25 protein-coding genes are annotated in these 24353 nt (G+C 72.4%); 10 read left to right on the top strand and 15 right to left on the bottom strand.

What is annotated here, in order from left to right; all coding sequences use genetic code 11:
* Positions 1 to 73 precede the first annotated feature (73 nt).
* From ACIPEQ_RS04485 to ACIPEQ_RS04460, 6 genes are all read right to left on the bottom strand, one after another.
* Positions 74 to 769, bottom strand: coding sequence for an alpha/beta fold hydrolase (locus tag ACIPEQ_RS04485; RefSeq protein WP_402714246.1), 696 nt, complete (start codon positions 767 to 769; stop codon positions 74 to 76).
* Between the two features lie 10 nt (positions 770 to 779).
* Positions 780 to 1193, bottom strand: coding sequence for a Fur family transcriptional regulator (locus tag ACIPEQ_RS04480; RefSeq protein WP_081984565.1), 414 nt, complete (start codon positions 1191 to 1193; stop codon positions 780 to 782).
* Positions 1190 to 2134: a metal ABC transporter permease gene (locus ACIPEQ_RS04475; RefSeq protein ID WP_402714245.1), complete on the bottom strand. Its 945-nt coding sequence runs from the start codon at positions 2132 to 2134 to the stop codon at positions 1190 to 1192. Before ACIPEQ_RS04475 ends, ACIPEQ_RS04480 begins: the two co-directional genes overlap by 4 nt.
* Positions 2134 to 2964 carry a metal ABC transporter ATP-binding protein gene (locus ACIPEQ_RS04470; RefSeq protein ID WP_250367841.1) on the bottom strand — a complete coding sequence of 277 codons (831 nt, stop codon included), beginning with the start codon at positions 2962 to 2964 and terminating at the stop codon, positions 2134 to 2136. Before ACIPEQ_RS04470 ends, ACIPEQ_RS04475 begins: the two co-directional genes overlap by 1 nt.
* Before the next feature lie 56 nt (positions 2965 to 3020).
* Complete coding sequence (locus ACIPEQ_RS04465; RefSeq protein WP_402714244.1) at positions 3021 to 3935, bottom strand: metal ABC transporter solute-binding protein, Zn/Mn family; 915 nt, start codon at positions 3933 to 3935, stop codon at positions 3021 to 3023.
* A gap of 106 nt (positions 3936 to 4041) precedes the next feature.
* Positions 4042 to 5310: a PTS transporter subunit EIIC gene (locus tag ACIPEQ_RS04460; RefSeq protein WP_402714243.1), complete on the bottom strand. Its 1269-nt coding sequence runs from the start codon at positions 5308 to 5310 to the stop codon at positions 4042 to 4044.
* 160 nt (positions 5311 to 5470) lie between these two features.
* Between ACIPEQ_RS04460 and ACIPEQ_RS04455 the strand changes: the two genes are divergently transcribed.
* Both ACIPEQ_RS04455 and ACIPEQ_RS04450 read left to right on the top strand, forming a co-directional pair.
* Positions 5471 to 5743 (top strand): PTS transporter subunit EIIB, encoded by a 273-nt coding sequence (locus ACIPEQ_RS04455; RefSeq protein WP_402714800.1) that lies wholly within the window; start codon positions 5471 to 5473, stop codon positions 5741 to 5743.
* Positions 5740 to 6192: a PTS glucose transporter subunit IIA gene (locus ACIPEQ_RS04450; RefSeq protein WP_354027778.1), complete on the top strand. Its 453-nt coding sequence runs from the start codon at positions 5740 to 5742 to the stop codon at positions 6190 to 6192. Before ACIPEQ_RS04455 ends, ACIPEQ_RS04450 begins: the two co-directional genes overlap by 4 nt.
* Positions 6193 to 6322: 130 nt before the next feature.
* Here the strand turns inward: ACIPEQ_RS04450 and ACIPEQ_RS04445 are convergent, their stop codons facing one another.
* Positions 6323 to 7057: a GntR family transcriptional regulator gene (locus ACIPEQ_RS04445; RefSeq protein ID WP_402714242.1), complete on the bottom strand. Its 735-nt coding sequence runs from the start codon at positions 7055 to 7057 to the stop codon at positions 6323 to 6325.
* A gap of 123 nt (positions 7058 to 7180) precedes the next feature.
* On the opposite strand from ACIPEQ_RS04445, the gene ACIPEQ_RS04440 reads away from it, so the two are divergent.
* From ACIPEQ_RS04440 to ACIPEQ_RS04425, 4 genes are all read left to right on the top strand, one after another.
* The gene (locus tag ACIPEQ_RS04440; RefSeq protein ID WP_126891730.1) at positions 7181 to 7816 is read left to right on the top strand and encodes a response regulator transcription factor; all 636 of its coding nucleotides are present in this window, start codon (positions 7181 to 7183) and stop codon (positions 7814 to 7816) included.
* A complete protein-coding gene (locus ACIPEQ_RS04435) occupies positions 7809 to 9014 on the top strand; it encodes a sensor histidine kinase (protein WP_402714241.1) in 1206 nt (401 codons plus the stop codon). Before ACIPEQ_RS04440 ends, ACIPEQ_RS04435 begins: the two co-directional genes overlap by 8 nt.
* Before the next feature lie 128 nt (positions 9015 to 9142).
* Positions 9143 to 11176 (top strand): bifunctional lysylphosphatidylglycerol flippase/synthetase MprF, encoded by a 2034-nt coding sequence (locus tag ACIPEQ_RS04430; RefSeq protein WP_402714240.1) that lies wholly within the window; start codon positions 9143 to 9145, stop codon positions 11174 to 11176.
* The gene (locus ACIPEQ_RS04425; protein WP_402714239.1) at positions 11173 to 12450 is read left to right on the top strand and encodes an alpha/beta hydrolase; all 1278 of its coding nucleotides are present in this window, start codon (positions 11173 to 11175) and stop codon (positions 12448 to 12450) included. Before ACIPEQ_RS04430 ends, ACIPEQ_RS04425 begins: the two co-directional genes overlap by 4 nt.
* Before the next feature lie 12 nt (positions 12451 to 12462).
* Here ACIPEQ_RS04425 and ACIPEQ_RS04420 read toward each other — a convergent pair whose 3' ends face one another.
* The 5 genes from ACIPEQ_RS04420 to ACIPEQ_RS04400 all read right to left on the bottom strand — a co-directional run bounded on the left by ACIPEQ_RS04420 (position 12463) and on the right by ACIPEQ_RS04400 (position 18063).
* Positions 12463 to 13035 (bottom strand): GNAT family N-acetyltransferase, encoded by a 573-nt coding sequence (locus ACIPEQ_RS04420; RefSeq protein ID WP_402714238.1) that lies wholly within the window; start codon positions 13033 to 13035, stop codon positions 12463 to 12465.
* Between the two features lie 121 nt (positions 13036 to 13156).
* Positions 13157 to 14746: a dihydrolipoamide acetyltransferase family protein gene (locus ACIPEQ_RS04415; RefSeq protein ID WP_402714237.1), complete on the bottom strand. Its 1590-nt coding sequence runs from the start codon at positions 14744 to 14746 to the stop codon at positions 13157 to 13159.
* Positions 14747 to 14777: 31 nt separating this feature from the next.
* Positions 14778 to 15737, bottom strand: a complete 960-nt coding sequence (locus ACIPEQ_RS04410) for an alpha-ketoacid dehydrogenase subunit beta (protein ID WP_209676581.1) — start codon at positions 15735 to 15737, stop codon at positions 14778 to 14780.
* Between the two features lie 89 nt (positions 15738 to 15826).
* A complete protein-coding gene (locus ACIPEQ_RS04405; protein ID WP_402714236.1) occupies positions 15827 to 16960 on the bottom strand; it encodes a thiamine pyrophosphate-dependent enzyme in 1134 nt (377 codons plus the stop codon).
* Between the two features lie 23 nt (positions 16961 to 16983).
* Complete coding sequence (locus ACIPEQ_RS04400) at positions 16984 to 18063, bottom strand: histidinol-phosphate transaminase (protein WP_402714235.1); 1080 nt, start codon at positions 18061 to 18063, stop codon at positions 16984 to 16986.
* A gap of 50 nt (positions 18064 to 18113) precedes the next feature.
* Between ACIPEQ_RS04400 and ACIPEQ_RS04395 the strand changes: the two genes are divergently transcribed.
* From ACIPEQ_RS04395 to purB, 3 genes are read left to right on the top strand one after another with little or no spacing between them, the layout of a single operon-like run.
* Positions 18114 to 18512 carry a phage holin family protein gene (locus ACIPEQ_RS04395; protein ID WP_402714234.1) on the top strand — a complete coding sequence of 133 codons (399 nt, stop codon included), beginning with the start codon at positions 18114 to 18116 and terminating at the stop codon, positions 18510 to 18512.
* Positions 18513 to 18553: 41 nt separating this feature from the next.
* Complete coding sequence (locus tag ACIPEQ_RS04390) at positions 18554 to 19066, top strand: low molecular weight protein-tyrosine-phosphatase (protein WP_126892022.1); 513 nt, start codon at positions 18554 to 18556, stop codon at positions 19064 to 19066.
* Entirely contained in the window at positions 19063 to 20448 is a 1386-nt protein-coding gene (purB, locus tag ACIPEQ_RS04385; protein WP_126892023.1) for an adenylosuccinate lyase, read from the top strand. Before ACIPEQ_RS04390 ends, purB begins: the two co-directional genes overlap by 4 nt.
* A gap of 146 nt (positions 20449 to 20594) precedes the next feature.
* Here purB and ACIPEQ_RS04380 read toward each other — a convergent pair whose 3' ends face one another.
* Entirely contained in the window at positions 20595 to 21509 is a 915-nt protein-coding gene (locus ACIPEQ_RS04380; protein ID WP_402714233.1) for a LysR family transcriptional regulator, read from the bottom strand.
* A gap of 71 nt (positions 21510 to 21580) precedes the next feature.
* Between ACIPEQ_RS04380 and ACIPEQ_RS04375 the strand changes: the two genes are divergently transcribed.
* Entirely contained in the window at positions 21581 to 22651 is a 1071-nt protein-coding gene (locus tag ACIPEQ_RS04375; RefSeq protein ID WP_402714232.1) for an EamA family transporter, read from the top strand.
* Here ACIPEQ_RS04375 and ACIPEQ_RS04370 read toward each other — a convergent pair.
* Both ACIPEQ_RS04370 and ACIPEQ_RS04365 read right to left on the bottom strand, forming a co-directional pair.
* A complete protein-coding gene (locus tag ACIPEQ_RS04370) occupies positions 22620 to 23612 on the bottom strand; it encodes an epimerase (protein ID WP_126892026.1) in 993 nt (330 codons plus the stop codon). The two genes, ACIPEQ_RS04375 and ACIPEQ_RS04370, sit on opposite strands and share 32 nt — an antisense overlap.
* On the bottom strand, positions 23609 to 24316 hold the full coding sequence (locus tag ACIPEQ_RS04365) for a DUF4166 domain-containing protein (protein ID WP_402714231.1): 708 nt from the start codon (positions 24314 to 24316) through the stop codon (positions 23609 to 23611). The genes ACIPEQ_RS04370 and ACIPEQ_RS04365 overlap by 4 nt, the downstream gene beginning before the upstream one ends.
* Between the last annotated feature and the right edge of the window lie 37 nt (positions 24317 to 24353).

Here is a 24353-nt window from a genome sequence, read left to right as displayed (position 1 = left end):
ACTCGGCAGCACCGCACCCGGAAGCCCGGACGACCGGACGACCGGATGACCAGCCGACCAGCCGCGCTGGCGTCTACGGCCCCGCGGTGGGCCGCGGCGCCAGCGCCTGCACCAGCAGCGCGCCGAGCTCCCTCGGGGCCGTGAACATCGGCCAGTGCCCGGTCTCGAGCCCCAGGATCGTCAGGTCCTCCACCGCGACGAGCTCCGTCGTCCACGCGTGGTGCTCGGCCACCATGGCCGCGAGGTCCTCCGCCGGGATCTCGCACGACACCACCGTCGCGGGGATCGCGTGCCGTGCGGGGTCGGCGTAGTGGAAGGGATCGGTGGGCACGGCCGCGGGCTCCGGGACCGCCCGCCGCTCGAACGCCTCGCGCCGTTCCGGCGTCATGCCACGCATCGTCGCCGGCTCCCACACGTCCCACGACGGCAGCGGCACGACCCCGTCCACCACGGGCAGCTCGTCGTTGACGACGGCTCCGTCCGGTCCGGGGAAGGTGTCCACGTAGAGCAGGTGCGCCACGAGCGACGGCCGCTGGTCCGCCGCCATGAGCACCATCGGGCCGGCACCGGAGTGCCCGGCGAGCGCGACGGGCTCGTCCGGCGTCGCCACGGCGTCGAGGACCGCCACGATCCCGGCGACCTGCTCGTCGAGCGTGTCACCGGTCCGCGTGATCGCCTGGACGGAGTGCCCGGCCTCCTGCAGGACGGGCGCCACCTCGTCCCACGCGCTCGCGTCGAGCCAGAACCCCGGGACCAGGATGACGTGCATGCGCGGGAGGTTACTCGCCGGTGCGCGCCGCGGTGCAGACCGCGCACTCTCCGAAGATGTCGACGACGTGGCTGGCGTTCGTGAAGCCGTTCGCGGCCGCGACCTCCTGTGCCCACCGCTCGACCGGGTCCGCCTCGATCTCGACCGTGCGGCCGCAGTTCCGGCAGATCAGGTGGTGGTGGTGCGCGTCGGTCGTGCAGGCCCGGTACAGCGACTCGCCGTCCTGCTGCAGGGAGTCCGCGTCGCCCTCCGTCGCCAGGTCGGCGAGTGCCCGGTACACGGTGGCCAGTCCGATCGTGGAGCCGCCGTCCCGCAGGTGCTGGTGGAGCGCCTGCGCGCTGACGAACCCCTCGGTGCCGGACAGTGCGCTGCGCACGGCCTCACGCTGCCAGGTGTTCCGCTTCGGCTTCTGCACGGCGTTCACGCGGTGACTCCTTCCCTGCGGGTCGCGTCGGTCGACGCGTCGGTCGCGGTCTGGAGGCGCGTCCCGCCCCCGTCGGTCTGCTCACGGTCCGCGATGCGGTCGCGTCCGCGCCTGTCCCTGCGGCTGCCGACGATCCGGCACACCACCCAGATCACGAACGAGATCGTCGTGACGTAGGGGCTGATCGGCAGCCCACCGCCGAGTGCCAGCAGGATGCCACCGACGACCGACACGACCGCGAACACGGTCGAGAGCACCGGGACGACCACCGGGTGCGAGGTCAGGCGGAGTGCTGCGGCGGCCGGGGTGACGAGCAGCGAGAGCACCAGCAGCGCGCCGACGATCTGCACGGACACCGCCGTGGCGAGCCCGAGCGCGAGCATGAACACGATCGCGAGCGTCCGCACCGGGACCCCGGCAGCGGCGGCGACGTCCGGGTCGACCGACGAGAACATCAGTGGGCGCCAGATGACCAGGAGCGTCACGACGACGATCGCGGAGACGACGATCAGCGAGGTCAACTGCGGGTTGTCGACCGAGACGATCTGCCCGGTGAGCAGCCCGAACTTGTTGGCCGCCCGGCCCTTGTAGAGCGCCAGGCAGAGGATGCCGAGCCCGAGGCCGAACGGCATGAGCACGGCGATGATCGAGTTCCGGTCCCGAGCCCGCGAGCCGAGCAGGCCGATGAGCAGCGCGGCGACGACCGAGCCGACGAGCGACCCGGTGACGACGTTCACACCGAACAGCAGGGCGGCACTGGCCCCGGCGAACGACAGCTCCGAGATGCCGTGCACCGCGAAGGGCATGTTGCGGGCGACGACGAACGGGCCGATGAGCCCGCCGACGATGCCGAGCACGGCGCCGGCCCAGATCGAGTTCTGCACGAGCACGAGGAGCTCGCCGTAGTCCTGGAACGAGAAGACGGTCGACAGCACGTCCATCAGATGCGCCCTTCGTCCGGGGTGGTGGCGTGCGGGTCGGGGTCGCAGTGGTGGTGCGCACCGGTCTGGTCGTGGGCCTCGTTCGCGCCGACGATGACGATCCGACCCATGGTGCGGACGACGTCGACGGGCGTGCCGTACAGGTCGGTGAGCACGTCGGCGCGCAGGACCTCGTCGGGGGCGCCGATGCGGAAGCGTCCGCCGGCGATGTAGAGGACGCGGTCGACGACGTCGAGGATCGGGTTGACGTCGTGGGTGACGAACAGCACGGCGGCGTCCTGCTGTCGGCGCTGCCGGTCGATGAGCTCGGTGACGCCGCGCTGGTGGCGGAGGTCGAGCGAGATGAGCGGCTCGTCGCAGAGCAGCAGGGCGGGGTCGGCGGCGATCGCCTGCCCGACGCGGGTGCGCTGCTGCTCGCCGCCGGACAGTTCGGCGACCGGGGCGTCGGCGAACGCGGTGGCACCGACCTCGTCGAGGATCCGGTCGACCCGAGCGCGTTCGGCCCGACTGGCGGGCAGGACGCCCCACCGCGAGCCGGTCACCCCCTGGGCGATCATGTCCCGCGCGCGCAGCGGCGTGCCGGACTCCATGAGGCGCTGCTGCGGGATGTACCCGATCCTCCGGTGTCCGCGCCGGACGGGCTGCCCGAGGAACGACATCGTCCCGCTCGTCAGGCGCTGCTGCCCGAGGACCGTGCGCAGCAGCGAGGTCTTGCCGGCGCCGTTCGGCCCCAGCACGGCGACGAACTCACCCGGCGCCAGGTCGAGGTCGAGGTGCGACCAGAGCGCGCGGGAGCCGTACGACAGCGCGGCGTCGCGGAGGGCGAGCACGGCGGAACCGCCACGGCCGGGGGCCGCAGCGGTTCGCGAGGGGGTCTGGACCGCGGTCACTTCGTGAGCGCCCCCGTGATCTCGTCGATGTTCGCCTGCTGCCACGAGACGTAATCCTCCCCCTTCGGGAGCGTCTCCGTCACACCGACGACCGGGATGCCGGCCTGCTCGGCGGCCTTCTTGACCTGCTCGGTCTCCGCGCTGGAGGTCTGCTCGTTGTAGGCGAGCAGCTCCACCTGCTTCTCGGTGAACAGCTTGAGGGTGTCGTTGAGCGCCGCCGGCGGGACGTCGTCGCCCTCCTCGATCGCCTCCGAGAAGGCCTCGGGCGTGACGTTGTCCAGGCCCATCGCGTCGAACAGGTACCCGGGCACCGGCTCGGTGTACGACACCTTCTGACCGTCGACCTTCTCCTTGGCCGCGGCGGTCTGCGACTCGAGGTCGTCGAGCTTCGTGGTGAGGGCCTTCGCGTTCCGCTCGAAGGTGTCGGCGTGCGCGGAGTCGAGCTTCGTCAGGCGCTGCTCGAGGTCGGCCACGAGCTTCACCATGGTCGGGTAGTCGTAGAACACGTGCTCGTTGAACTCCGCGTCGCCGCCCTTGTCGAGCCCGGAGAGGTCCACCACGTTGATCGTGTCGGCCGTCGTGCCCGATGCCTTCGCCAGGGTGGTCATGAAGTCGTCGTACCCGCCGCCGTTCTCGATGAGCAGGTCGGCCTTCGACACCGCGAGCTGGGTCTTCGCGCTCGACTCGAACGAGTGCGGGTCCTGCGAGGGGTCGTCGAGGATGCTCGTGACCTCGACGTCGTCGCCGCCGATCTCCTGCGCGATCGAGCCGTAGACGTTCGTCGATGCGACGACCCGGACCGTCCCGTCGCCCGAGGCGTCACCGGAGGCGGAGGACGTGGCGCACCCGGTCAGTGCGAGGGCTGCGGCGCCGACGACGAGCGGCAGGGCGAGGAGGCGGCGGTTCTGCATGCTGCGAGCGTACGGCTTGCTGATAACGGTTGTCAAAATCAATCGCCCGACGGTCTGGAGGCGCGGGGCCAGCTGGCACCGCGCCTCCAGACCGACAGGTGGGCGGTCAGGGCTTCGTGGCCGCGTCGATCGTGTTGTCGGCGATCGTGTCCTCCTCGCGGCCCGGGGTCCGCAGGTTCCACTTCTTGATGACGAAGCTGAACAGGAAGTAGTAGACGACCGCGTACGCCAGACCGATCGGGATGAGCCAGATCGCCCCGTCGGCCTTGCCGAAGTTGAGCACGTAGTCGATCGCGCCGGCGGAGAACGAGAAGCCGTCGTGGATCCCGAGCGCGTTGACCAGCGCCAGCGAGGTGCCCGTGAGGACCGCGTGGATGACGTACAGCGGGAACGCCACGAACATGAACGAGTACTCGAGCGGTTCGGTGATGCCCGTGACGAACGAGGTCAGCGCTGCCGAGAGCATGATGCCGCCGACGAGCTTGCGGTTCTGCGGCTTGGCGTTGCGCCAGATGGCGAGGGCACCGGCGGGGAGCGCGAACATCATGATCGGGAAGAAGCCGGTCTGGAAGATGCCCGCGGTGGGGTCACCGGCGAGGAAGCGCGGGATGTCGCCGTGCACGACGTCCCCGGCCGCGTTCGTGAAGCTCCCGAGCTGGAACCAGGGGAAGAAGTTGAGCAGCTGGTGCAGGCCGACGGGGATGAGCATGCGGTTCACGAACCCGAAGATCCCACCGCCGAGCACGGCGTTGTCGGCGACGGCCTGGCCGGCGGCGGACAGCGCGATGTCGAAGTAGCGGTACACGAAGGACATCAGGACGGCGATGACCAGTGCGGCGGCGGCGGTCAGGATCGGCACGAGGCGACGGCCGGAGAAGAAGCCGAGGAAGTCGGGCATCTTCGTGCGGTGGAACCGCTGCCACAGGACGGCGGAGACGAGACCCATCACGATGCCGCCGAGGACACCGAAGTTGATGGTCGCCTGTTCACCGTTCGCGTCCTTCACGCCGGCGAGCACGATCGGCGACATCGCGGCGAAGACCTGGTACATGACCATGTAGCCGACCACTGCGGCGAGCGCCGTCGTGCCGTCCGACTTCTTCGCCCAGCCGATCGCGATGCCCACCGCGAAGAGGAGCGGGAGCCAGGTGAAGACACCGTTGCCGGCCGCGGCGATGATGGACGCGCCCTGCGCGAAGCCGGGGATCGCGCCGAGCATGTCGGACTGTCCGAGGCGGAGCAGGATGCCCGCGGCCGGCATGACCGCGATCGGCAGGAGCAGGCTCCGACCGAGGCGCTGGGCGTTCGCGAAGAGCTTCGACTGCTTCTTCGGGGTCTTCTTCTCCGGCACGTCCGTTGCAGCAGCGGTGCTCATCGGCGTTCCTCTCGTCATCGGGTGGAGCTGGGGCACTGGGGAGTTGAGTCACGTGCACGGCCCGGGTAGCCTCGGCGGTACCGCCGGGAGCGGTCCTGTCCGGTCATGACCAGTTCCGTAGTCTGAACCGGTGACCAGATGCGTGTCAACCCGGCACGGAATCCGCAACGAGGAGGAAACGATGGCCGACATCAAGGCAGCCGACATCATCGCCGCACTGGGTGGCGCGGACAACATCGACGAGGTCGAGGGCTGCATCACGCGCCTCCGCGTCGAGGTGGAGGACGGCGACCTCGTGGACAAGGTCGCCCTGCAGGCCGCGGGCGCCCAGGCCGTCGTCGGTGGAGGCACCGGGTGGCAGGTCATCGTCGGCCCGATCGCGGACAACCTCGCGCAGGACATCAACGACTCGATCGACGGCGACGAACTGTGACCGCGGTCCGGACCCCCTTCGCGGGCCCGGTCGTCGCACTCGCCGACGTGCCCGACCCGGTGTTCGCCGGGCAGCTCGTCGGCGCCGGGGTCGCGGTCGACCCGTCGGGCGTCGAGGGCGCGGTCACGGCGGTCGCCCCCGTGGACGGGACGATCGTGAAGCTGCACCCGCACGCGTTCGCGCTGCAGGGCTCGGCGGGGACGGACGTGCTCGTGCACGTCGGCATCGACACCGTGAAGCTCAAGGGCGAGGGCTTCGAGCTGCTCGCCGCCGAGGGCGACACCGTGCACGCCGGGGACCCCGTCGTGCGGTTCACCCCGAGCGTGATCGAGGCCGCCGGCTTCTCCCCCGTCTGCCCGGTCGTCGTGCTCGGCAGCTCGCCGGACTCGGTCGAGCAGGCCACGGTGGGCACGACGCTGGCCGAGGGCGCCACGCTCTACACGGTCTGACGGCAGGGGCCGGTCGCCGCCGCGCCCGAGTCTCGGCTCGAGCGACCGATCTCGGGCGGGGCAGCGCGAGAACCGTCGCTGCACGCGAGACTCGGGGGCGACCGGGCGACCGGGCGGGCGGGCCAGCGGGCTACGCGACCGTGCGCCGGGCGGTGACCTCCATCTGCACCCGGTAGCGGTCCGAGCGGTACCAGGAGCGGGCGTGCTCGACCGGCCGGTCCGCCGAGTACGACACCCGGTCGAACTCGAGCAGCGGCGCCCCGGTCCGCGTCCCGAGCAGCGTCGCGACGTCGTCGGCCGCGGGCTTCGCCGCCACCGTCTGCTGCGCGCGGTCGATCGGCGTGCCGTACGTGTCCGCCGCGAGCGAGTACACCGACCCGGACAGGTCCTGGTCGAGGAGCCCCGGGAACGCCGACGCCGAGAGCCACGCGTCGTCGACCGACACCGGTGCCCCGTCCGCCATCCGCAGGCGCTTGAGGTGGTACGCGGTGTCCTCGGCGTCGAGCCGCAGCGCCGCCACGGTGTCGGCCGGCGGGACCCGTTCCTCGCGGACGAGCACGACGGTCGTCGGCACGTGCCCGAGCGAGCGCATCTCCTCGGTGAACGACGCCAGGTGCAGCGTGGACTGCACGGGCCGGTGCGCCACGAAGGTGCCCTTGCCGCGCACACGTTCCAGGTAGCCCTCGTTGACGAGCTGCCCGAGGGCCTCGCGCACCGTGATCCGGGACACCCCGTACTCGGTGATGAGCTGCCGCTCCGAGGGGATCGCGGCGCCGGGGGCGAGCCGGGTGGTCGCGAGGTCGAGCAGGATCCGCCGGAGCTGCTGGTGCTTCGGCTCAGCGCCCTCGGTGATGCGGCTCGTCATGCGGTCCTCGTGCTCCGGTGCTCGTCGGCTCGAAGGCGGTGGTCGCCCAGCTGGTCCTGCGCGGACATGACCAGTCGTCCTCACAGTAGCGACCGGGGTGCGAGAAGCCAACGCCGTGACAAGATGACGCCCGTGACCTCGGTGGTGATCGTGGACGACGAGACCCTCGTCCGGTACGGCTTCGAACTCATCCTCGGCGCAGCGGCGGACATCGACGTCGTCGCGACGAGCGGTGACGTCGACGCCGTCGAGACCGTGCAACGGCACGCCCCCGACGTCGTCCTGCTCGACGTGCGCATGCCGCGGGTGAACGGGCTCGAGGTGCTCGCCGCGCTCCGGCAGCTGCCCGAGCCCCCGGCCGTCGCGATGCTGACCACGTTCGACACCGACACCCAGGTGGTCGCCCGGGCGATGGAGTCCGGGGCGGCCGGCTTCCTGCTCAAGGACACCGACCCGGAGTCACTCGCCGAGTACGTCCGGGCGCTCGCCCGCGGCGGCATCGTCCTGGCGCCGGGCGTGGACCGGACCCGGCTCTTCGCCCACCGGCCGACGACGCCGGCACCGGAGCTGTCCGACCGGGAGCACGCCGTGGTGCGGCTCGTCGCCGAGGGCGCCAGCAACCCCGAGATCGGCCAGCGCATCGGCGTCAGCACCGGCACCGTCAAGGAGGACGTCCGCGCCCTCCTCGCCGCGTTCGGTGTCACCACCCGCGTCCAGCTCGCGCTCCGCGCGGCGGAGGCCGGGCTGCTCGATGGCTGAGCCGACCACGACCGGTCGCCTCCGCCGACTGCTGGTGCGGGCGGACGGGAGGCTCGACGCACTCGTCGACGCCGGCCTGCGTCGCGCACGGGCCCACCCCGCCCCCTGGTGGCTGGTCGACGCGCTCTTCCTCGCCGCCGCGGTCGTCGACGCCGTCCTCGACATCGCGGGTGCCACGACGACCGAGATCACCCTGTCGCTCGTCGCTGCCGGTGCGCTCGTCCTCCGTCGGCGCCTGCCCGTCCTGACCTTCGCGCTGACGATGCCCGGCCTGTTCATCGGCTCCGGCGTCGTCGCGGCGAGCATCGCCCTCTTCACGCTCGGTGAGCGCACCGACCGGCGGTGGCTCATGCTCGTCGCCGCGGTCGTGCAGTTCGTGGGCTTCAGCGGCTTCGTCGTCGGGCCACCGCAGCAGCTCGACGAGATCGTCGTGTCCGTCGTCTACGCCCTCATCTTCGCGCTCGGTCCGCTCGCGATCGGGCTGCTCGTGCGGACCCGGGCCGTCCTGGTCGACCGGATCGCCGAACTCGGCGCCTCCCGTGCCGAGGAACGACGCCGCGCCGCCGAGGTCGCCCTCTCGCGCGAACGCGCCCTGCTCGCACGCGAGATGCACGACGTCGTCTCGCACCAGGTGACCCTCATCGCGGTGCAGGCCGGCGGCGTGCAGATGGCCGGGCGCGACGAGCAGGAGCGGGCGTTCGCACGGACGATCCGGCAGCTGTGCGTCGTGACCCTGCAGGAGCTGCGCGAGATGGTCCAGGTGCTCCGGGCCTCCGGCGGCACCGACCGTGAGATCGCGCCCCAGCCCGTGCTCGCCGACCTGCCGCGACTCGTCACCGCGAGCGGACTGGAGACCGAGGCGGCCGTCGACCTGCCCGACACCCTGCCCCTGCCCGTGCAGCGCGCGGTCTACCGCTTCGTGCAGGAGGGCCTGACGAACGTCCGGAAGCACGCCCCCGGCGCCGTCGTCCGGATCAGCGGACGGCTGCACGGCGACGAGGTCCTCGTCGACCTCGTGAACGGCCCCGCACGTGCCGACCGCCTCGAGCTGCCCGGGTCCGGGCTGGGGCTCATCGGACTCGGTGAACGTGCTTCGCTCCTCGGCGGACGGCTGGACTCCGGCCCGCAGCCCGGCGACGGCTTCGCGCTGCACCTGCGCCTGCCCGTCGAGCACCGACCGATCGCCCCCGTCCCCTGAGCGACGGGGCGAGCGGGCGGTGGACGACGGAGGCCAGCCCTCCGGAGGACGGCCGGTGGCCGATCGGCCACCGGTGTTCACGCCACCGCCCGATGCACCGGCCCAGCAGGTTCGGCTGTGATGGCAGCGTGGTCCAGTCAGCTCTCGTCGCCAGCATCCGTCGACACCCCGTCTCCGTGGGCGTCGGGGTCGCCTCGGTCCTGCTCGCCGTCACGGCACGCGTCGCGCACGCCGAGCCGGACTTCCCGCACCACCCACCGGTCGCCTGGGCCGCCCTCGCGGTCGTCGTGGCCGTCACGGTGCTGGCCGAACGCACGCTCGGGTCGCTGCGCACCGTCCTCGTCGGCGTGGGCGCCCCCCTCGCGGCCGTCGGCGTCACCTTCCTGGCGGTGACGGTCGGGTCGGCGATGGGCGAGGCCCACGCCGAGGCCGCCGCGGGCGAACCGCTGTTCGCCCCGTCCGCCGTCGCGACCGCCCTGCTCGCCGCGGCCTCCGCCACGATGCCGCCGGCACGTCGGCGTCGCGTCCGAGCCGTCCTGTGGACGGTGGTGCTCACCCTGGTGCTGTTCGCCGGCCACGGGTCCGACACCGCTCGTGCCCTGGCGACCCTGTTCGGGACCGTCGCCGGAGCGCTCGTGGTGCGCCGCGCCTCCCGACCGGCCCCGACCGCGCCGCGCACCGACCGGACCGTCGCCGCCCACCCGCGGTCGATCGTCGTCGCGACGCTCGTCGCCCTCGGTGCGGGCACCCTGGTGACGCTCGTCGTGCCGGAGCCGGACGGCGTCCTGTCGCCGTTCGCCGGTGCCATGAGCGACCGGGCGACCGTGCTCGTCGGGGTGCTCCTGGTCGGGGCCGCGTGGCTCGTCCAGCGCGGCCGTCGCACCGGCATCGTCCTGGCGGCGGGCCTGCTCGTGACGCTCACCGCCGTGCTCGCCGACGTGTTCCTCATCGAGCCGCTGCAGGACGGCTTCGTGCAGTGGCAGGGCATGACCACCGACGAGGTCGAGTGGCAGGTCACGCTCCTCGGCGCCTGGGCCGTCCCCGCCGCCGTGCTCCTGGCGATCGTGGTGCTCCGCGGCCAGCTGGTGCGGGCCCGCTTCCGTGCGACGCCGACCTGCGGCGAGGACTACCTCGGCATGCTCCGCGACGGGGACGCCGGCACGCTCGGGCACATGGGCACCTGGCAGGGCAACGCGACCTGGACCCACCCCGACGGGCTCGGTGCCGTTGCCTACCGCGTGCACGGCGACGTCGCCCTGACCGTGTCGGACCCGGCGTGCGCCGCCGCGGACCGGGCCGATGTGGTCGCTGCGTTCGCCCGAGCCTGCGAGCGGAACGGCTGGACCCCCGCGTTCACGAGCGTGCACGAGCCCGTGCGGGCGATCCTCGCGGCCGAGGGGTGGGCGTCCTTCCCCGTCGGCGTGGAGTCCGTGCTCGACGTCACGACGTTCGACCTGCGCGGCAAGAAGCGCCAGGACCTGCGCACCGCGTCGAACCGCGCCGACCGCGAGGGGCTGCGCGACGAGTGGACGACGCTCGCCGCCCTCGACGCCGACCAGCGCGCGCAGGTCGAGGCGATCTGCACCCGCTGGGCAGCCGATCGCCGTCTGCCGGAGATGGGCTTCACGCTCGGTGGGTTCCGCGAGCTCGAGGACCCGGACGTCCGACTGCTGCTCGCCGTGACCGCCGAGGGTCGGGTGACCGCGGTGACGAGCTGGCTGCCCGTGTACGAGCACGGTGCCCTGACCGGGTACACGCTCGACGTCATGCGGCGCGGCGAGGACGGGATGCCCGGGGTGATGGAGTTCCTGATCGCCCGCACCGCCCTGCGTGCCCGCGAGGCCGGCCTCACCACCATCAGCCTCTCCGGCACGCCGCTCGCACCGCACACCGACGCCGGGTCGTGGGTGGCCCGCGGGTCGGCGCTCCTCGCCCGGGCGCTCGAGCCCGTGTACGGCTTCCGGTCGCTGCAGCGCTTCAAGGAGAAGTTCGGCGCGCGCCACGAACCGCTCTGGCTCGTCGTCCCGAGCGCACTGCAGGCACCCCGGGTCGCCCGAGCGCTCACCAGCGCGTACGTGCCCGGGCTCCGACCGAAGCACCTGTGGGCGCTCCGCCAGGCCCACGTCGCACCGGTGGCGAAGCAGCCGGCCACCCGCTCGTGAGCCCCTCCGAGTGGCTGCTCGCGACACAACTGCAGGCACCGAACAAGCTCGTGCCGGCCGACCTGGCGTTCGCCGTGCTCGCGGTCGCCGTCCTGCTTCCCGCGGTGCGGCAGTGGCGGTCGCGGCAGGCGTGGCGCCGGGCGGCCCTGCGCGCCGGCATCGCCGCCGCTGCCGCGCTCGTCGTGCTCGTCGCCTGCTGGTTCACCACGCAGGTCGTCGACCTGTTCGGCGTCGCGCTCAGCCCGATCACGCAGATGTGGAGCGCCTTCGCCGGCGCAGCGCTCGCCCTGGCGGTCACGGGCCTGGTGCAGGGCGGACGATGGCGTCGCGCGATCGCGATCGTCCTGGTGCCGGCAGCGCTCGTCGTGCCCGCGCTCGGCATCAACGTCGAGTTCGGCAAGTACCCGACGCTCGGCACCGTCGTGCAGAGCGACCCGTGGCCCGCCTACGACCGGGCAGCCGCTCCCCTCGACACGATGCCCACCGCCGGGGTCGTCCGCACCGCGCGCATCCCCGGTACCCGCTCGCACTTCGACGCGAGGCCGGCCGTCGTCTACCTGCCGCCGGCAGCCCTGGTGCGCGACCCGCGCCCGCTGCCCGTCGTCATCGCCTTCTCGGGGCAGCCGGGCGCCCCCGGGGACCTCTTCACCGCCGGTCGTCTGGCGGAACCCCTGGACGCGTACGCCCGCGCGCACGACGGTCGGGCACCGATCGTCGTCAGCGTCGACCAGCTCTCCGCGCCGGGCAAGAACACGATGTGCGTCGACTCACGGCTCGGGAACGTGGCGACCTACGTGATGCACGACGTGCCGACGTGGATCGAGCGGCACCTGCCCGTGACGACCGACCGCAAGGCCTGGGGGCTGACCGGGTTCTCGCAGGGCGGCACGTGCACGATGCAGTTCCTCACCGGACACCCGTCGGAGTTCGGCGCAGCGCTGGCCGTGTCGAGCGAGCTCCAACCGACCGACCAGGGCCCGCAGCACAGCGCCGACCAGGCGTTCGGCGGGTCCGTGGCGGCATGGCGGGCGGCGGCGCCGATCGCGCAGATGCGGGAGAACGGGCTCGACGGACACGCCCTCTGGCTGACCGCTGGGTCGTCCGACCGGGAGTTCAGCGAGAACGCGCAGAAGCTCGGTGCGGCCGCACGGGCTGCCGGGGCCCGGGTCGAGATCGGGTCGGCGCCGGGCAGCGGTCACGACTGGAACACCGTGCAGTGGTCGTTCCGGTCGTACGTCGGGCCGTTCGCGGACGCGCTGTCCGCAGCGGGGTGACGGGAGCGCGTCTCAGGCGTTGCGGACGAGCCAGGCGAACTGGTCGTCGGAGAGCTCGCGGTCGGTCCACACCTGACGGAGCACGCCGTCCGGGGCAGCGACCGACGCCGGCCCCTGCCAGACGAGCGACAGTCCGGCCTTCCGCAGCACCGCTGCCGACGCCGGGTTGTTGGTCAGCACCCGACCGGTCACCGGTGCACAGGGGGCTACGCGGTGCGCCTCGGCCACGGCTGCGCGCGCGACCTCTCCGGCGTACCCGTTCCCCCAGGCCGCGGGAGCCAACCGGTAGCCGAGGTTCCAGACCCCCGCAGCCGTCATGTCGACGCCGCCGACGCCGACGAACGCACCGTCCGTCGTGCGGACCGTCCACGATCCGAGGCCGTGGCGAGCTCGCCCACCGATCTTGCGCTGCACGAGGTCGACCGTCGTCGCCCGGTCGGCGTGCCGTCCGGAGGGCAGGTGCCCCCACGTCCGCGCGTCGGAGAACACCGCGTGCACGTCGTCGATGTCGGCGGGCGTGAGCGGTGTCAGCACCAGGCGATCCGTCCGGATCTCCTGCTGTGGGGTCAGGAGCTGGTGGGCCATGCTCCGATCATCACCCGCACCCCCGACAAGCGGGTGGACACCACGCGACGTCCGCGCGATCCGGCCCGGTCCTGCGGCTTCCCGCAGCACCGGGCCGGACCAGGACCGTCGGGACGCGTGCTCAGTCGAGCAGCAGCGCCGGCTCCTCGATCACCGAGGCGATGTCGTGCACGAAGCGCGAGGCCACGTCACCGTCGACGACCCGGTGGTCGAAGGACGCGCCGATCGTCGTGACCATGCGCGAGCGGACCTCGCCGTCGACGACCCACGGCTTCGGCTTGATCGTGCCCATGGCGACGATCGCGACCTCGCCCGGGTTGAGGATCGGCGTCCCGGTGTCCATGCCGAACACACCGATGTTCGTGATCGTCACGGTGCCGTCCGCCATCTGCTGCGGCGTGGTCTTGCCGTCACGCGCGGTCAGCGTCAGGTCCTCGAGCGCCTTGGCGAGCTCGAACAGGGACATGTCCTGCGCGTCCTTGATGTTCGGCACGATCAGCCCACGCGGGGTCGCCGCGGCGATGCCGAGGTTCACGAAGTGGTGGACGATGATCTCCTGGTCGGTCCAGGTCGAGTTCACCGACCGGTTCCGGCGGACGGCCCAGATGACCGCCTTCGCGAAGACGAGCAGCGGCGAGACCTTGACGCCGGCGAACGTCGGCGAGGACTTCAGGCGCTTGACGAACTCCATCGTGCGGGTCGCGTCGACGTCGACGAACAGGGACACGTGCGGTGCCGTGAACTTCGACGTGGTCATCGCCTTCGCGATGGCCTTGCGGACGCCCTTCACCGGGATGGTCTCGCGGCGGACGTCGCCCCACTCGGGGGTCTCGATGTTGCGGAAGACGCCGGCCTGCTTCGCGTGGCGGATCACGTCGTCGCGCGTGACCTCGCCGGCGAGACCCGTCGGCACGACCTCGGTCAGGTCGACGTCGAGGTCCTTCGCGAGCTTGCGGATGGGCGGCTTCGCCAGGACGATGCCCGACACGACGGCCTTGCGCGGTCGGGAGCCCTGCTCGCCGACGGCCTGCGAGATGGTGTCCTCGCCCGGGTCCGAAGCGGCCTCGGCCGCGGCGACGGCGTCCGCACTGGAGGCACGGCTCGCCTCGGCCGCGAGCGCTGCGGCCCGGCGGGCGCCCGGCTTCCGGCGGGACGGGGACGTGGTCGCGGAGCCGTACCCGACCAGGACGGCACCGGACGACTCGTCGGAGCCGACGACGGTCGCGTGGTCCGCGACCGGTGCGGCGTGCCGCGGCTGCGCGGACGCCGCTGCGGTGGCCGGGGCCGGCGGCGTCTGCTGCACCGGGGCCTGCTGCACCGGGGCCTGCTGGGCGGGCGCCGGTGGCGTCTGCGCGACGGGAGCCGGGGCGGCGGGCGCGGCAGGCGGGGTGGCGGCGACGTCCGGCGAGGCCGGGACGCTGTCGGCGACGGGGGTCGGGCCTCCCGGCTGAGCGCTCGACGCGACCTGCACGTCCGAGTCGACCCGGATGATCGGCTTGCCGACCTCGACCGTGTCGCCCTCGGAGACGAGCAGCCCGGTGACGGTGCCGGCGAACGGCGACGGGAGCTCGACGAGCGACTTCGCGGTCTCGATCTCGACCAGGACCTGGTCGACGGCGATCTCGTCCCCGATCGCGACGCGCCACTGCACGATCTCGGCCTCGGTCAGGCCTTCGCCCACGTCGGGCAGGGGGAATTCGGCGGCGGGCACTGCGGCTCCTTCGAACGTTCGGACGGTTCGGTCAGTAGGCGAGGGCGCGGTCGACGGCCTCGAGGACACGGTCCGCGTCCGGCAGGTGGAGGTGTTCGAGCTTCGACACCGGGAAGGGGACGTCGAAGCCGGACACCCGGATCGGCGGCGCCTGCATCGTGTAGAAGCACTGCTCGGCGACGGTCGCGGCGATCTCGCTGCCGACGCTGACGAAGCCGGAGGCCTCCTGTGCGATGACGACGCGACCGGTCTTGCGGACCGATGCCAGGAGCGGCTCCCAGTCGATCGGGGAGATCGAGCGGAGGTCGATGACCTCGCAGCTGGTGCCCTCGGCCTCGGCGATGTCCGCCGCCTGCATGAGGGTCGCCACCATCGCACCGTGGCCGACGAGGGTGACCTCGGTGCCGGTGCGGGCGACGCGCGTGGTGTGCATCGGGACGTGGCCGTCGACGAGGTCGACCTCGCCCTTCGGCCAGTAGCGCGACTTCGGCTCGAGGAACACGACCGGGTCCTTCGACGCGATCGCCTCCTGGATCATCCAGTACGCGTCGTTCGGGGTGCTCGGGCTGACCACGCGCAGACCCGGGGTGTGCGCGAAGTACGCCTCCGGGGACTCCTGGTGGTGCTCCACGGCGCCGATGTGGCCGCCGTAGGGGATGCGGATGACGACCGGCAGCGACATGTGCTGCGGCAGGCGGTTCTGCATCTTCGCGAGCTGCGAGGTGATCTGGTCGAAGCCCGGCCAGACGAAGCCGTCGAACTGGATCTCGACGACCGGGCGGTACCCGCGCAGCGCCAGGCCGATCGCGGTGCCGATGATGCCGGCCTCGGCGAGCGGGGTGTCGCGGACGCGTTCGGCGCCGAAGCGCTCCTGCAGGCCCTCGGTGATGCGGAAGACGCCGCCCAGCTGGCCGATGTCCTCGCCCATCAGCAGGACCTTGTCGTCGGCGGCCATGGCGGCGGCCAGGCCGGCGTTGAGCGCCTTGGCCATCGGCAGGGTCTGCACGGGCTCGCTGGGGACCTCGCCGGCACCCGGGTGGGCGCGGAGCGTGTAGTCGAAGAGCTGCTCGGTCGTGCTCATCAGTGGGAGCCCCCTTCGTACCCGGCCTCGTACTGCTCGAGCCAGGCCTTCTGCGCGGTGGTGACCGGGTGCGGCTCGCGGTACACGTTGTCGAACATGACGTCCACCGACGGCGGGGTCAGCGCCACGGTCGCCCGCCGGACGTCGGCGGCGATGTCCTCGCCCTCCTCGTCGAAGCGTGCGAGCTGCTCGTCCGTGACGCCGCGGCTGCGCAGGTACGCGGCCGAACGGGCGATCGGGTCGCGCTCGACCCACGAGGCGAGCTCGTCGTCGAGGCGGTAGCGGGTCGGGTCGTCGGAGCTCGTGTGCGCGCCGATGCGGTAGGTCTCGGCCTCGACGAACGCCGGGCCCTTCCCGGAGCGGGCGTGGTCGGTCGCCACGAGGGACGCCGTGTACGACGCCAGCACGTCGTTGCCGTCGACGCGGACGCTCGGGATCCCGAAGCCGCGCGGGCGGTCGACGAGCGGGGTCGGCGACTGCACCGACACCGGCACCGAGATCGCCCAGTGGTTGTTCTGCAGGAAGAACACGACGGGGGCCTTCGTCGACGCGGCGAAGACGTACGCCTCGTTCACGTCGCCCTGGCTGGTCGCGCCGTCGCCGAAGTAGACGATGGTGCAGGCGTCGCGGTCGGGGTCGCCGGTGCCGACGTCGCCGTCGAGCTGCTGACCGAGCGCGTAGCCCGTCGCGTGCAGCGTCTGCGAACCGATGACCAGCGTCGAGATGTGCGTGTTGCCGCGCTCGTCCGGGTCCCAGCCGCCGTGCGTCTGGCCGCGGTACATCGCGATGATCTCCATCGGCTCGACACCGCGGTGCATCGTGACGGCGTGCTCGCGGTACGACGGGAAGACGTGGTCCTGTGCACGGAGGGCGAAGACGGAGCCGACCTGCGCGGCCTCCTGTCCGTGGCTCGGGACCCAGAGGCCGAGCTGACCGGTGCGCTGGAGGTTGTGGCCCGCGTGGTCGAACCGACGTGTGAGCACCATGCGGCGGTGCATCGCCAGCAGGGTCTCGTCCGGGATCGCCCGCGCGACGGCGGCGTACTCGGCGTTCTCGTCGGTCTCCACGAACCGGCCCTCGAGGTCGAGGATCCGGACGGTGGCCGTCGCGGGGGCCGCGGCGTGGAATGACATGTCGGTCAGCGTAACGCCAGGGCCTACCGGGCCGCCTGGAGGTCCCCCACAAGCGACCCCGCCGTTTCGAGGAGCGTTTCCACAGCCTCGTGCTCCCCGATGGACACCCGGATCCCCTCGTTCCCGAAGGCCCGGACGATGATGCCGGCAGCTTCGAACCGCTCTGCGGCGTGTGCGGTCAGCTCCCCCGTCGGCAGCCAGACGAAGTTGCCCTGCGCGTCCGGCACGTCCCAGCCCTGGCCGCGCAGCGCGGCGACGATGCGGTCCCGGCTCGCGGCGAGCTCGGCGACCCGGTCGAGCATCTCGGTCTCGCGCTCGAGGCTCGCGAGCGCGGCCGCCTGGCCCTGCGCCGTCACGGACAACGGGATCGCGCAGGCACGGACGGCGTCGAGCACGTACGACGGCCCGAACGCGTAGCCGACACGGAGGCCCGCGAGTCCGTACGCCTTGGAGAACGTGCGGAGGACGACGAGGTTCGGGTACCGCTCGAGCAGCGGCGTCCCGCGGACCGCGGTGGGCTCGGTGACGAACTCGGCGTAGGCCTCGTCGAGCACCACGAGCACGGTGGACGGCACCCGCGCCATGAACACCTCGAACTCGGCACCCGTCACGACCGGACCGGTGGGGTTGTTCGGCGTGCAGACGATCACCATGCGGGTCCGGTCGGTGACCGCGTCGGCCATCGCGTCGAGGTCGTGCCCGCCGTCCGGTCGGTTCGGCACCTGCACGCTCGTGGCACCGGCGACCGTCACGACACCCGGGTAGGCCTCGAAGGAGCGCCACGCGTAGACGATCTCGTCGCCGGGGCCGCTCGTCGCCTTCGCCAACTCGTGCAGGATCGCGACGCTGCCCGGCGCGACGTGGACCTCGTCGACGGTGAGCCCGGCCCGGTTCGCGAGCACGGCCCGGACGGCCAGGGCGGTGGCGTCCGGGTAGCGGTTGTAGGCGGTCTGCGCCTGCACGGCCTCGACCACACCCGGCAGCGGCGGGAACGGGTTCTCGTTGCTCGAGAGCTTGAACGCGTCGGGCGCGGCCTGCCGACCCTGCTTGTACGCGGGGAGGACGGCCACCTCGGGCCGGATGTGCACGCGCTCGTCAGTCACGCGCACAGGCTACCGGGCACCGTCCGGGGTGCGACGGGCATCATGGCGGCATGCGATTCCTCGTCCGCCTCGTCGTCAACGCCGTCGCGCTCTGGCTCACCACCCTGATCGTGAGCGGCGTCACCGTCACCCCGTTCGGCGACGGCGACACCACCGCCGTCGTGCTCACGTTCCTGCTCGTGGCGTTCGTGTTCGGGCTCGTGAACGCGGTCATCGGCACGATCATCCGGATCGTCGCCTTCCCGCTGTACGTCCTGACGCTCGGGCTGATCTCGCTGATTGTGAACGCCGTGCTGCTGCTCATCGTCGCCGGCATCTCGGACGCGATCGGCTTCGGGCTCGAGGTCGAGTCCTTCGGCTGGGGCATCGTCGGCGCATTCGTGCTCGCCGTGTTCTCGTGGCTGATCGGACTCGTCGTGCGCCCGGTGCTGGACCGCCGACGTCCGTGACCACCGTCGCGGACGTCACGTCCGTGCGCCATGATGTGCACATGAGCCCGGACGCCGACGCCCCGTTCCGCGTCTCGTTCGTCTGCAGCGGCAACATCTGCCGATCTCCCATGGCCGGCATCGTCTTCGCGCAGGTCGCCGCCGACGCCGGCATGGCCGACCGCTTCGTCGTCGAGTCGGCGGGCACCGGCGACTGGCACGTCGGCGAGCCCGCGGACGAGCGGACGATCGCGGCGCTCGCAGCGCGCGGATACGATGGCAGCAGGCATCGCGCCCGCCAGTTCGACCCGGACCGGTTCCCGGACCTCGACCTGGTGGTCGCACTCGACCGCTCCCACGAACGCGTCCTGCGCTCGTGGGCACCGACGATGGACGACGCCGCCAAGGTGACGCTCCTGCTGCGGTACGACGACGCCTGGCCCCAGCAGACCGACGTACCGGATCCGTACTACGCGGACCGGCACGAGTTCGACCGAGTGCTCTCGACCGTCGAGCGGGCCTGCCGGGCGCTCTTCCGCCAACTCGAACCGGCAGTCCGTCAGGGAGCCCCATGACCCCCCTTCCCCCGCAGCCGATCAGCCCGCTCGACGGGCGGTACTACCCGGTCGTGCACACGGTGGGCGAGCACCTCTCCGAGGCCGGCCTCAACCGCGCGCGCATCGTGGTCGAGGTCGAGTGGCTCATCTTCCTGACCGACCACGCGATGTTCACCACCTCGCCGCTGAGCATCGACGACAAGGCCGCGCTGCGCCGGGTCGTCGAGACGTTCGGCCACGACCAGATCGCGGAGCTCGCCGAGATCGAGGCCACGACGCGGCACGACGTCAAGGCCGTCGAGTACTTCGTCCGCCGTCGCCTGTCCGAGCTCGGGCTCGACGCGATCGCCGAGCTGACGCACTTCGCGTGCACCAGCGAGGACGTCAACAACCTGTCGTACGCCCTGACCGTGCGCGACACCGTCGACCAGGTCTGGTTGCCCGCCTACCGCGCCGTCCTGGCGACGCTCCGCACGATGGCGGAGCAGCTCCGCGCCGTGCCGATGCTGTCGCACACGCACGGCCAGCCCGCGACGCCGACCACCCTCGGCAAGGAGCTCGCGGTGGTCGTGTACCGCCTCGAGCGCGTCCTGACGCAGATCGAGCACGGCGAGTACCTCGGCAAGTTCTCGGGCGCGACGGGCACCTTCTCGGCGCACCTCGCCGCCGACCCCGAGGCCGACTGGCCCGCGCTGTCGAAGGAGTTCGTCGAGGGCCTGGGCCTGACGTGGAACCCGCTGACGACGCAGATCGAGTCGCACGACTGGCAGGCCGAGCTGTACGACCGGGTGCGCCACGCGAACCGGATCCTGCACAACCTGGCGACCGACGTGTGGACCTACATCTCGATGGGGTACTTCACGCAGATCCCGGTGGCCGGTGCCACGGGGTCGTCGACGATGCCGCACAAGATCAACCCGATCCGGTTCGAGAACGCCGAGGCGAACCTCGAGATCTCGTCGGCGCTGTTCTCGACGCTGTCCGAGACCCTCGTGACGAGCCGCCTGCAGCGCGACCTGACGGACTCCACGACGCAGCGGAACATCGGTGTCGCGTTCGGCCACTCGCTGCTCGCGCTCGACAACCTGCGTCGCGGGCTCGGCGAGATCGCGGTGAACGAGGGCCGGCTCGCCGAGGACCTCGACGGCAACTGGGAGGTGCTCGGCGAGGCGATCCAGACGGTCATCCGCGCCGAGGTCACCGCCGGGCAGTCGAACATCGAGGACCCGTACGCGATGCTCAAGGAGCTGACGCGTGGCAAGCGCATCGGCCAGGACGAGCTCGTCGCGTTCGTGAACGGCCTCGACATCTCGTCGGGTGCCAAGGCACGGCTGACGAACCTGACGCCCGGCACCTACACGGGGCTGGCCGACGAGCTGGTCGACCGCCTGGACGTCTAGGCCGCACCCTTCCGCAACACGCAACGTCGGCGGTTCCTCGCAGCGGTACACCCCTGCGAGCAGCCGCCGACGTTGCGTCCCGCGAGAGCGCGAGCGGGCGGGGCGGACGGGAGGCGCGGGGCGGCCCCGCCGCGCACCGCACCACCTCAGGTGGTGACGGAGCGCGCTTCGGCGACCAGCGCCTCCAGGACGGTGCGGACCGCGGGTCGGACCGCGCGGTCCGGCCGGGCGAGCGCCTCGATGCGCCGCCCGGCCCGCACGTCGGCGAGCGTCGCCAACCGGAAGCGTCCCGCCGCACGCGTCCCCGACGTGTACCGCGGCACCAGGGCGATCCCGTGTCCCGCGGCGACGAGGTTCTCGATCACCGGCAGGTGGATCGTGCGGAACGCCACCGACGGCGGGGTGCCGGACGCCTCCGCCAACGCGGTGAGCACGCGGTCGATCGGGTAGTCCTCGGGCACGCCGATCCAGGTCTCGTCGACGACGTCCTCGATGCCGACGCGCTCCCGGCCTGCGAGCGGGTGGTCGAGCGGCAGGGCGACGTCGAGCGGTTCTCGGAGCAGGGCGACCGTCTCGACAGCGGCACCATCGGCGCGTCGGGCGCCGTCCGGGCGGTGGCCGATCACGACGTCGTGGTCGGCGGTCAACGGGGCGAACTCCCCCTCGCTCACGTCGACGTCGGAGAGCTCGAGGACGATGCCCGGGTGTGCTCGCATCCGGGTGAGGAGCCCCGGCAGGAGCAGCTCGGCCGCCGAGGGGAACACCGCCAGGTCGACCGTCCCGCCCACCCCGGCGAGGTGCTCGGACCACGCCGACTCCACCGTGGCGAGCGCCGTGGCGACACCGGTGGCCATGTCGGCGAGCGCCCGTCCGTCCGCGGTGAGCCGGACACCGCGCCCGACCCGCTCGACCAGGGGCACGCCGGCCTGGCGCTGGAGGGTGCGGAGCTGCTGCGACACGGCGCTCGGCGTGCGGTGCGTGGCGGCGGCGACCGCGGTGACGCTGCCGCGCTCGGCGAGCTCGCGGAGGACCGGCAGCAGGGCGATGTCGAAGCCGACCATGCAGGGACCCTACAACGACACTGTCGGACCGTGCGCTGGTGCTACCGCGTCGGGTGCGGGACGATCGATCCGTGCTCTTCCGCGACCGCATCCTCGCCCTCGTCGTCGCCGTGGCGTGGGGCCTGAACTTCCCGGCGACCGCGATCGCCCTCGACCACTGGCCGCCGTTCCTGCTCGCCGCCGTGCGCTTCACCCTGCTTGCACTGCCCACGATCCTGTTCGTGCCGCGCCCGAAGGTCCCGTTCCGGTGGATCGTGCTCGTCGGCGCGACGCTCGGCGTGCTGCAGTTCGCGTTCCTGTACCTCGGCATGGCAGCGGGGATGCCGACGGGCCTCGCGTCGCTCGTGATCCAGGCGTCGGCGCCGTTCACGGTCGTGCTCGCCGGGGTGCTGCTGCGCGAGAAGCTCACCGCGCGCCAGGTCGTCGGGGTGTCCGTCGCCGTCGCGGCCCTCGGCGTCATCGCGGTGCACCGGGCGCAGACCGCGGCGCTGCTGCCGGTCGTGCTCGTGCTCTGCGGGGCCCTCGGTTGGGCGCTCGGCAACGTCGCGACGCGGCGGACCGGGCCGGTCAACCCGCTCCACCTGACCCTGTGGTGGGCGGTCGTCCCGCCGGTGCCGATGTTCGCGCTGTCGCTGCTCGTCGAGGGTCCGGCGCGGGTCGGGCAGGCGTTCGGCACGGCGTTCACCGCGTCGGCGCTGCCGGCCGACCTCGGCCTGCTCTACATCGTCGTGGCGGGCAGCCTGGTCGGCTACGGGATCTGGTCGCGCCTGATGGGCAGGTACCCGTCGAGCACCGTCGCGCCGTTCTCGATGCTCGTGCCCGTGATCGGGGTGCTCGCGTCGTGGGCGGCGTTCGGTGAGGTGCCGGATGTGGTCGAGGTCGTGGCGGGCGCCGTGGTGGTGGTCGCCGTGCTGTGGTCGTCGCGGACCTCGAGGCTGGTGCCGGCCGCCGACGCCGAGACGCCGCCGTCGCGTCGAGACGCCGCCGGTTCCGGGACCGTCTCGGCTGCTCCGGACCGTCTCGCGAGGACGCCGGCGTCTCACGGGGCCGCGATCACCGCCGAGCCCGACGGGGCGCCCGAGACCGGCGGCACACCCGTGCCGCAGCCGGTCAGCCCCGGTGCTGCCGGCGCTCCGCGATGATCCCGGCGAGGGCGCCGCGCAGGTGCGGGTACCGGAACTCGTAGCCCGCCTCGAGCAAGCGCGTCGGGACGACCCACCGGCTCTTCAGCACGAGCTCGGTCTCGGTGCGGATCGCGAACGACCCGATCTCGAGCATCCACCGCCACGTCGGCAGGCCGAAGCGCCGCCCGACCGCGTCGCGGATGGTCGCCATCACGGTCCGGTTGTCCGACGGCTCCGGGCTCGAGACGTTCACGGGTCCGTCGATGTCCTCGTGGTCGCGCACGAACCGGATCACCCCGAGGACGTCGGCGATGTGCACCCAGCTGAACCGCTGCCGCCCACGCGTGTGCCGGTCGTGGTGGTACGTACCCGCCCGGAGCCGTGCACGCGTCGGGAACCACGGCCCGTCGAACTGCGGCCCGCCGAGGCCGGCCTGGGCCAGTCGGAGCAGCGGGACGAGCGCGCTGCCGTCGCCGAACACGATCGCCATCCGCAGCGCGACCCGACGGGTGTGCGGCAGGTCCGCGCTGAACAGGGCGTCCTCCCACGCCTTGGCGACCGACACCGAGAAGCCCTCGCCGAGCTCCCCCGTCACCTCGTCCTGCGGTCGGTCGTCGGCGTGCCGGTAGATCGTCGCGGTCGAGGCGTTCAGCCACAGCGGCGGCGGGTGCTCGGCGGTGCGGATCGCCTCGGCCAGCTCGAGCGTGGTGTCGACCCGGGAGCGCATGATCTCCGCCCGGTTCCGACGGCCGTAGCGGCAGTTCACGCTCTTCCCCGCCATGTTCACGACGATCGCGGCGCCGTCGACGAGCTCGCGGATGCGGAGCGTGTTGCCCCACACCGCGTCGCCGGTGCGTCCGACCGTGACGACCTCGTACCCCTCGTCACGGAAGGCGCGCTGCAGGTACTGCCCGACGAAGCCGCCCGCTCCCGCGATCACGGCGCGACCCCTGGGTGCGCCGGTCGTGTCGTCGCTCATCGTTGCCCCCGTCGTGGTGTCCGGCCTGGTCCGGTGTCCGGCCCGTTCGCATCGGGCTCGACCCGGTAGCGGAAGGAGCCCTCGTACCGGTACAGCGTGCCGACCAGCGGCGCCGAGAGCCGCAGGGACACGCGCTGCACGTCGGCATCGTCATCGAATCGTTCCACGAGCGTCACGCGCGGGGCGACGACGGCCGGGAGGCTCCGGTCATGTCCCAGCGCACGCACCGTCACGCGGGTGGAGACCAGGCGCAGGGCGCCCGCGTCCGGCCCGTCCGCGTCGACCTCCGCCCGGAGCAGGGCGCTGACGCGCCCACGGCGACCGAGGTGGTCGACGAGTCCGTGCGGTCCGGCGGCGATGGCGTCCACCATCGTGCGGCTCCCGGAGCGGAAGCGGAAGGTGCGGTGCGCGCGCACGGCGACCGATGCCTCCCGGCCGTCCACGGCGCCGCGGCCGACGCGAGCCGGGCGGTTCTCGACCGTGAAGGGGACGTCCCGCTCCCACACGGGGAACATCACGGCGTCCCGCGCGAAGACGGCGAGGAGCGGCCAGATCCAGCGCCGTGGCGTCCCGACGACGGCGAACACGCCCTCGCCGCGACCGACGTGACCGGACGGCACCGCCCCGAAGTACGTGCGCAGTCGTGGGTGCAGCCGGGCGAGCACGTCCTCCGGCGTCGTCAGCTCGTAGGGCGACCGGGTCACGCTGCCGATCCTGGCACGGTGTCGGCACGGTTCCCTA

Source organism: Curtobacterium sp. NPDC087080, from assembly GCF_044745105.1.
In the GTDB taxonomy this organism is placed as follows: Bacteria; Actinomycetota; Actinomycetes; order Actinomycetales; family Microbacteriaceae; genus Curtobacterium.
This window is presented reverse-complemented; position numbering and strand designations above follow the sequence as displayed.

Bases quoted from the DNA above. Each gene is read 5' to 3' on its own strand.
- ACIPEQ_RS04485 (WP_402714246.1), bottom strand. From the start codon at position 769: ATGCACGTCATCCTGGTCCCGGGGTTCTGGCTCGACGCGAGCGCGTGG.
- ACIPEQ_RS04475 (WP_402714245.1), bottom strand. From the start codon at position 2,134: ATGGACGTGCTGTCGACCGTCTTCTCGTTCCAGGACTACGGCGAGCTC.
- ACIPEQ_RS04465 (WP_402714244.1), bottom strand. From the start codon at position 3,935: ATGCAGAACCGCCGCCTCCTCGCCCTGCCGCTCGTCGTCGGCGCCGCA.
- ACIPEQ_RS04460 (WP_402714243.1), bottom strand. From the start codon at position 5,310: ATGAGCACCGCTGCTGCAACGGACGTGCCGGAGAAGAAGACCCCGAAG.
- ACIPEQ_RS04445 (WP_402714242.1), bottom strand. From the start codon at position 7,057: ATGACGAGCCGCATCACCGAGGGCGCTGAGCCGAAGCACCAGCAGCTC.
- ACIPEQ_RS04440 (WP_126891730.1), top strand. From the start codon at position 7,181: ATGACGCCCGTGACCTCGGTGGTGATCGTGGACGACGAGACCCTCGTC.
- ACIPEQ_RS04435 (WP_402714241.1), top strand. From the start codon at position 7,809: ATGGCTGAGCCGACCACGACCGGTCGCCTCCGCCGACTGCTGGTGCGG.
- ACIPEQ_RS04420 (WP_402714238.1), bottom strand. From the start codon at position 13,035: ATGGCCCACCAGCTCCTGACCCCACAGCAGGAGATCCGGACGGATCGC.
- ACIPEQ_RS04410 (WP_209676581.1), bottom strand. From the start codon at position 15,737: ATGGCCAAGGCGCTCAACGCCGGCCTGGCCGCCGCCATGGCCGCCGAC.
- ACIPEQ_RS04405 (WP_402714236.1), bottom strand. From the start codon at position 16,960: ATGTCATTCCACGCCGCGGCCCCCGCGACGGCCACCGTCCGGATCCTC.
- ACIPEQ_RS04395 (WP_402714234.1), top strand. From the start codon at position 18,114: ATGCGATTCCTCGTCCGCCTCGTCGTCAACGCCGTCGCGCTCTGGCTC.
- ACIPEQ_RS04390 (WP_126892022.1), top strand. From the start codon at position 18,554: ATGAGCCCGGACGCCGACGCCCCGTTCCGCGTCTCGTTCGTCTGCAGC.
- purB (WP_126892023.1), top strand. From the start codon at position 19,063: ATGACCCCCCTTCCCCCGCAGCCGATCAGCCCGCTCGACGGGCGGTAC.
- ACIPEQ_RS04380 (WP_402714233.1), bottom strand. From the start codon at position 21,509: ATGGTCGGCTTCGACATCGCCCTGCTGCCGGTCCTCCGCGAGCTCGCC.
- ACIPEQ_RS04370 (WP_126892026.1), bottom strand. From the start codon at position 23,612: ATGAGCGACGACACGACCGGCGCACCCAGGGGTCGCGCCGTGATCGCG.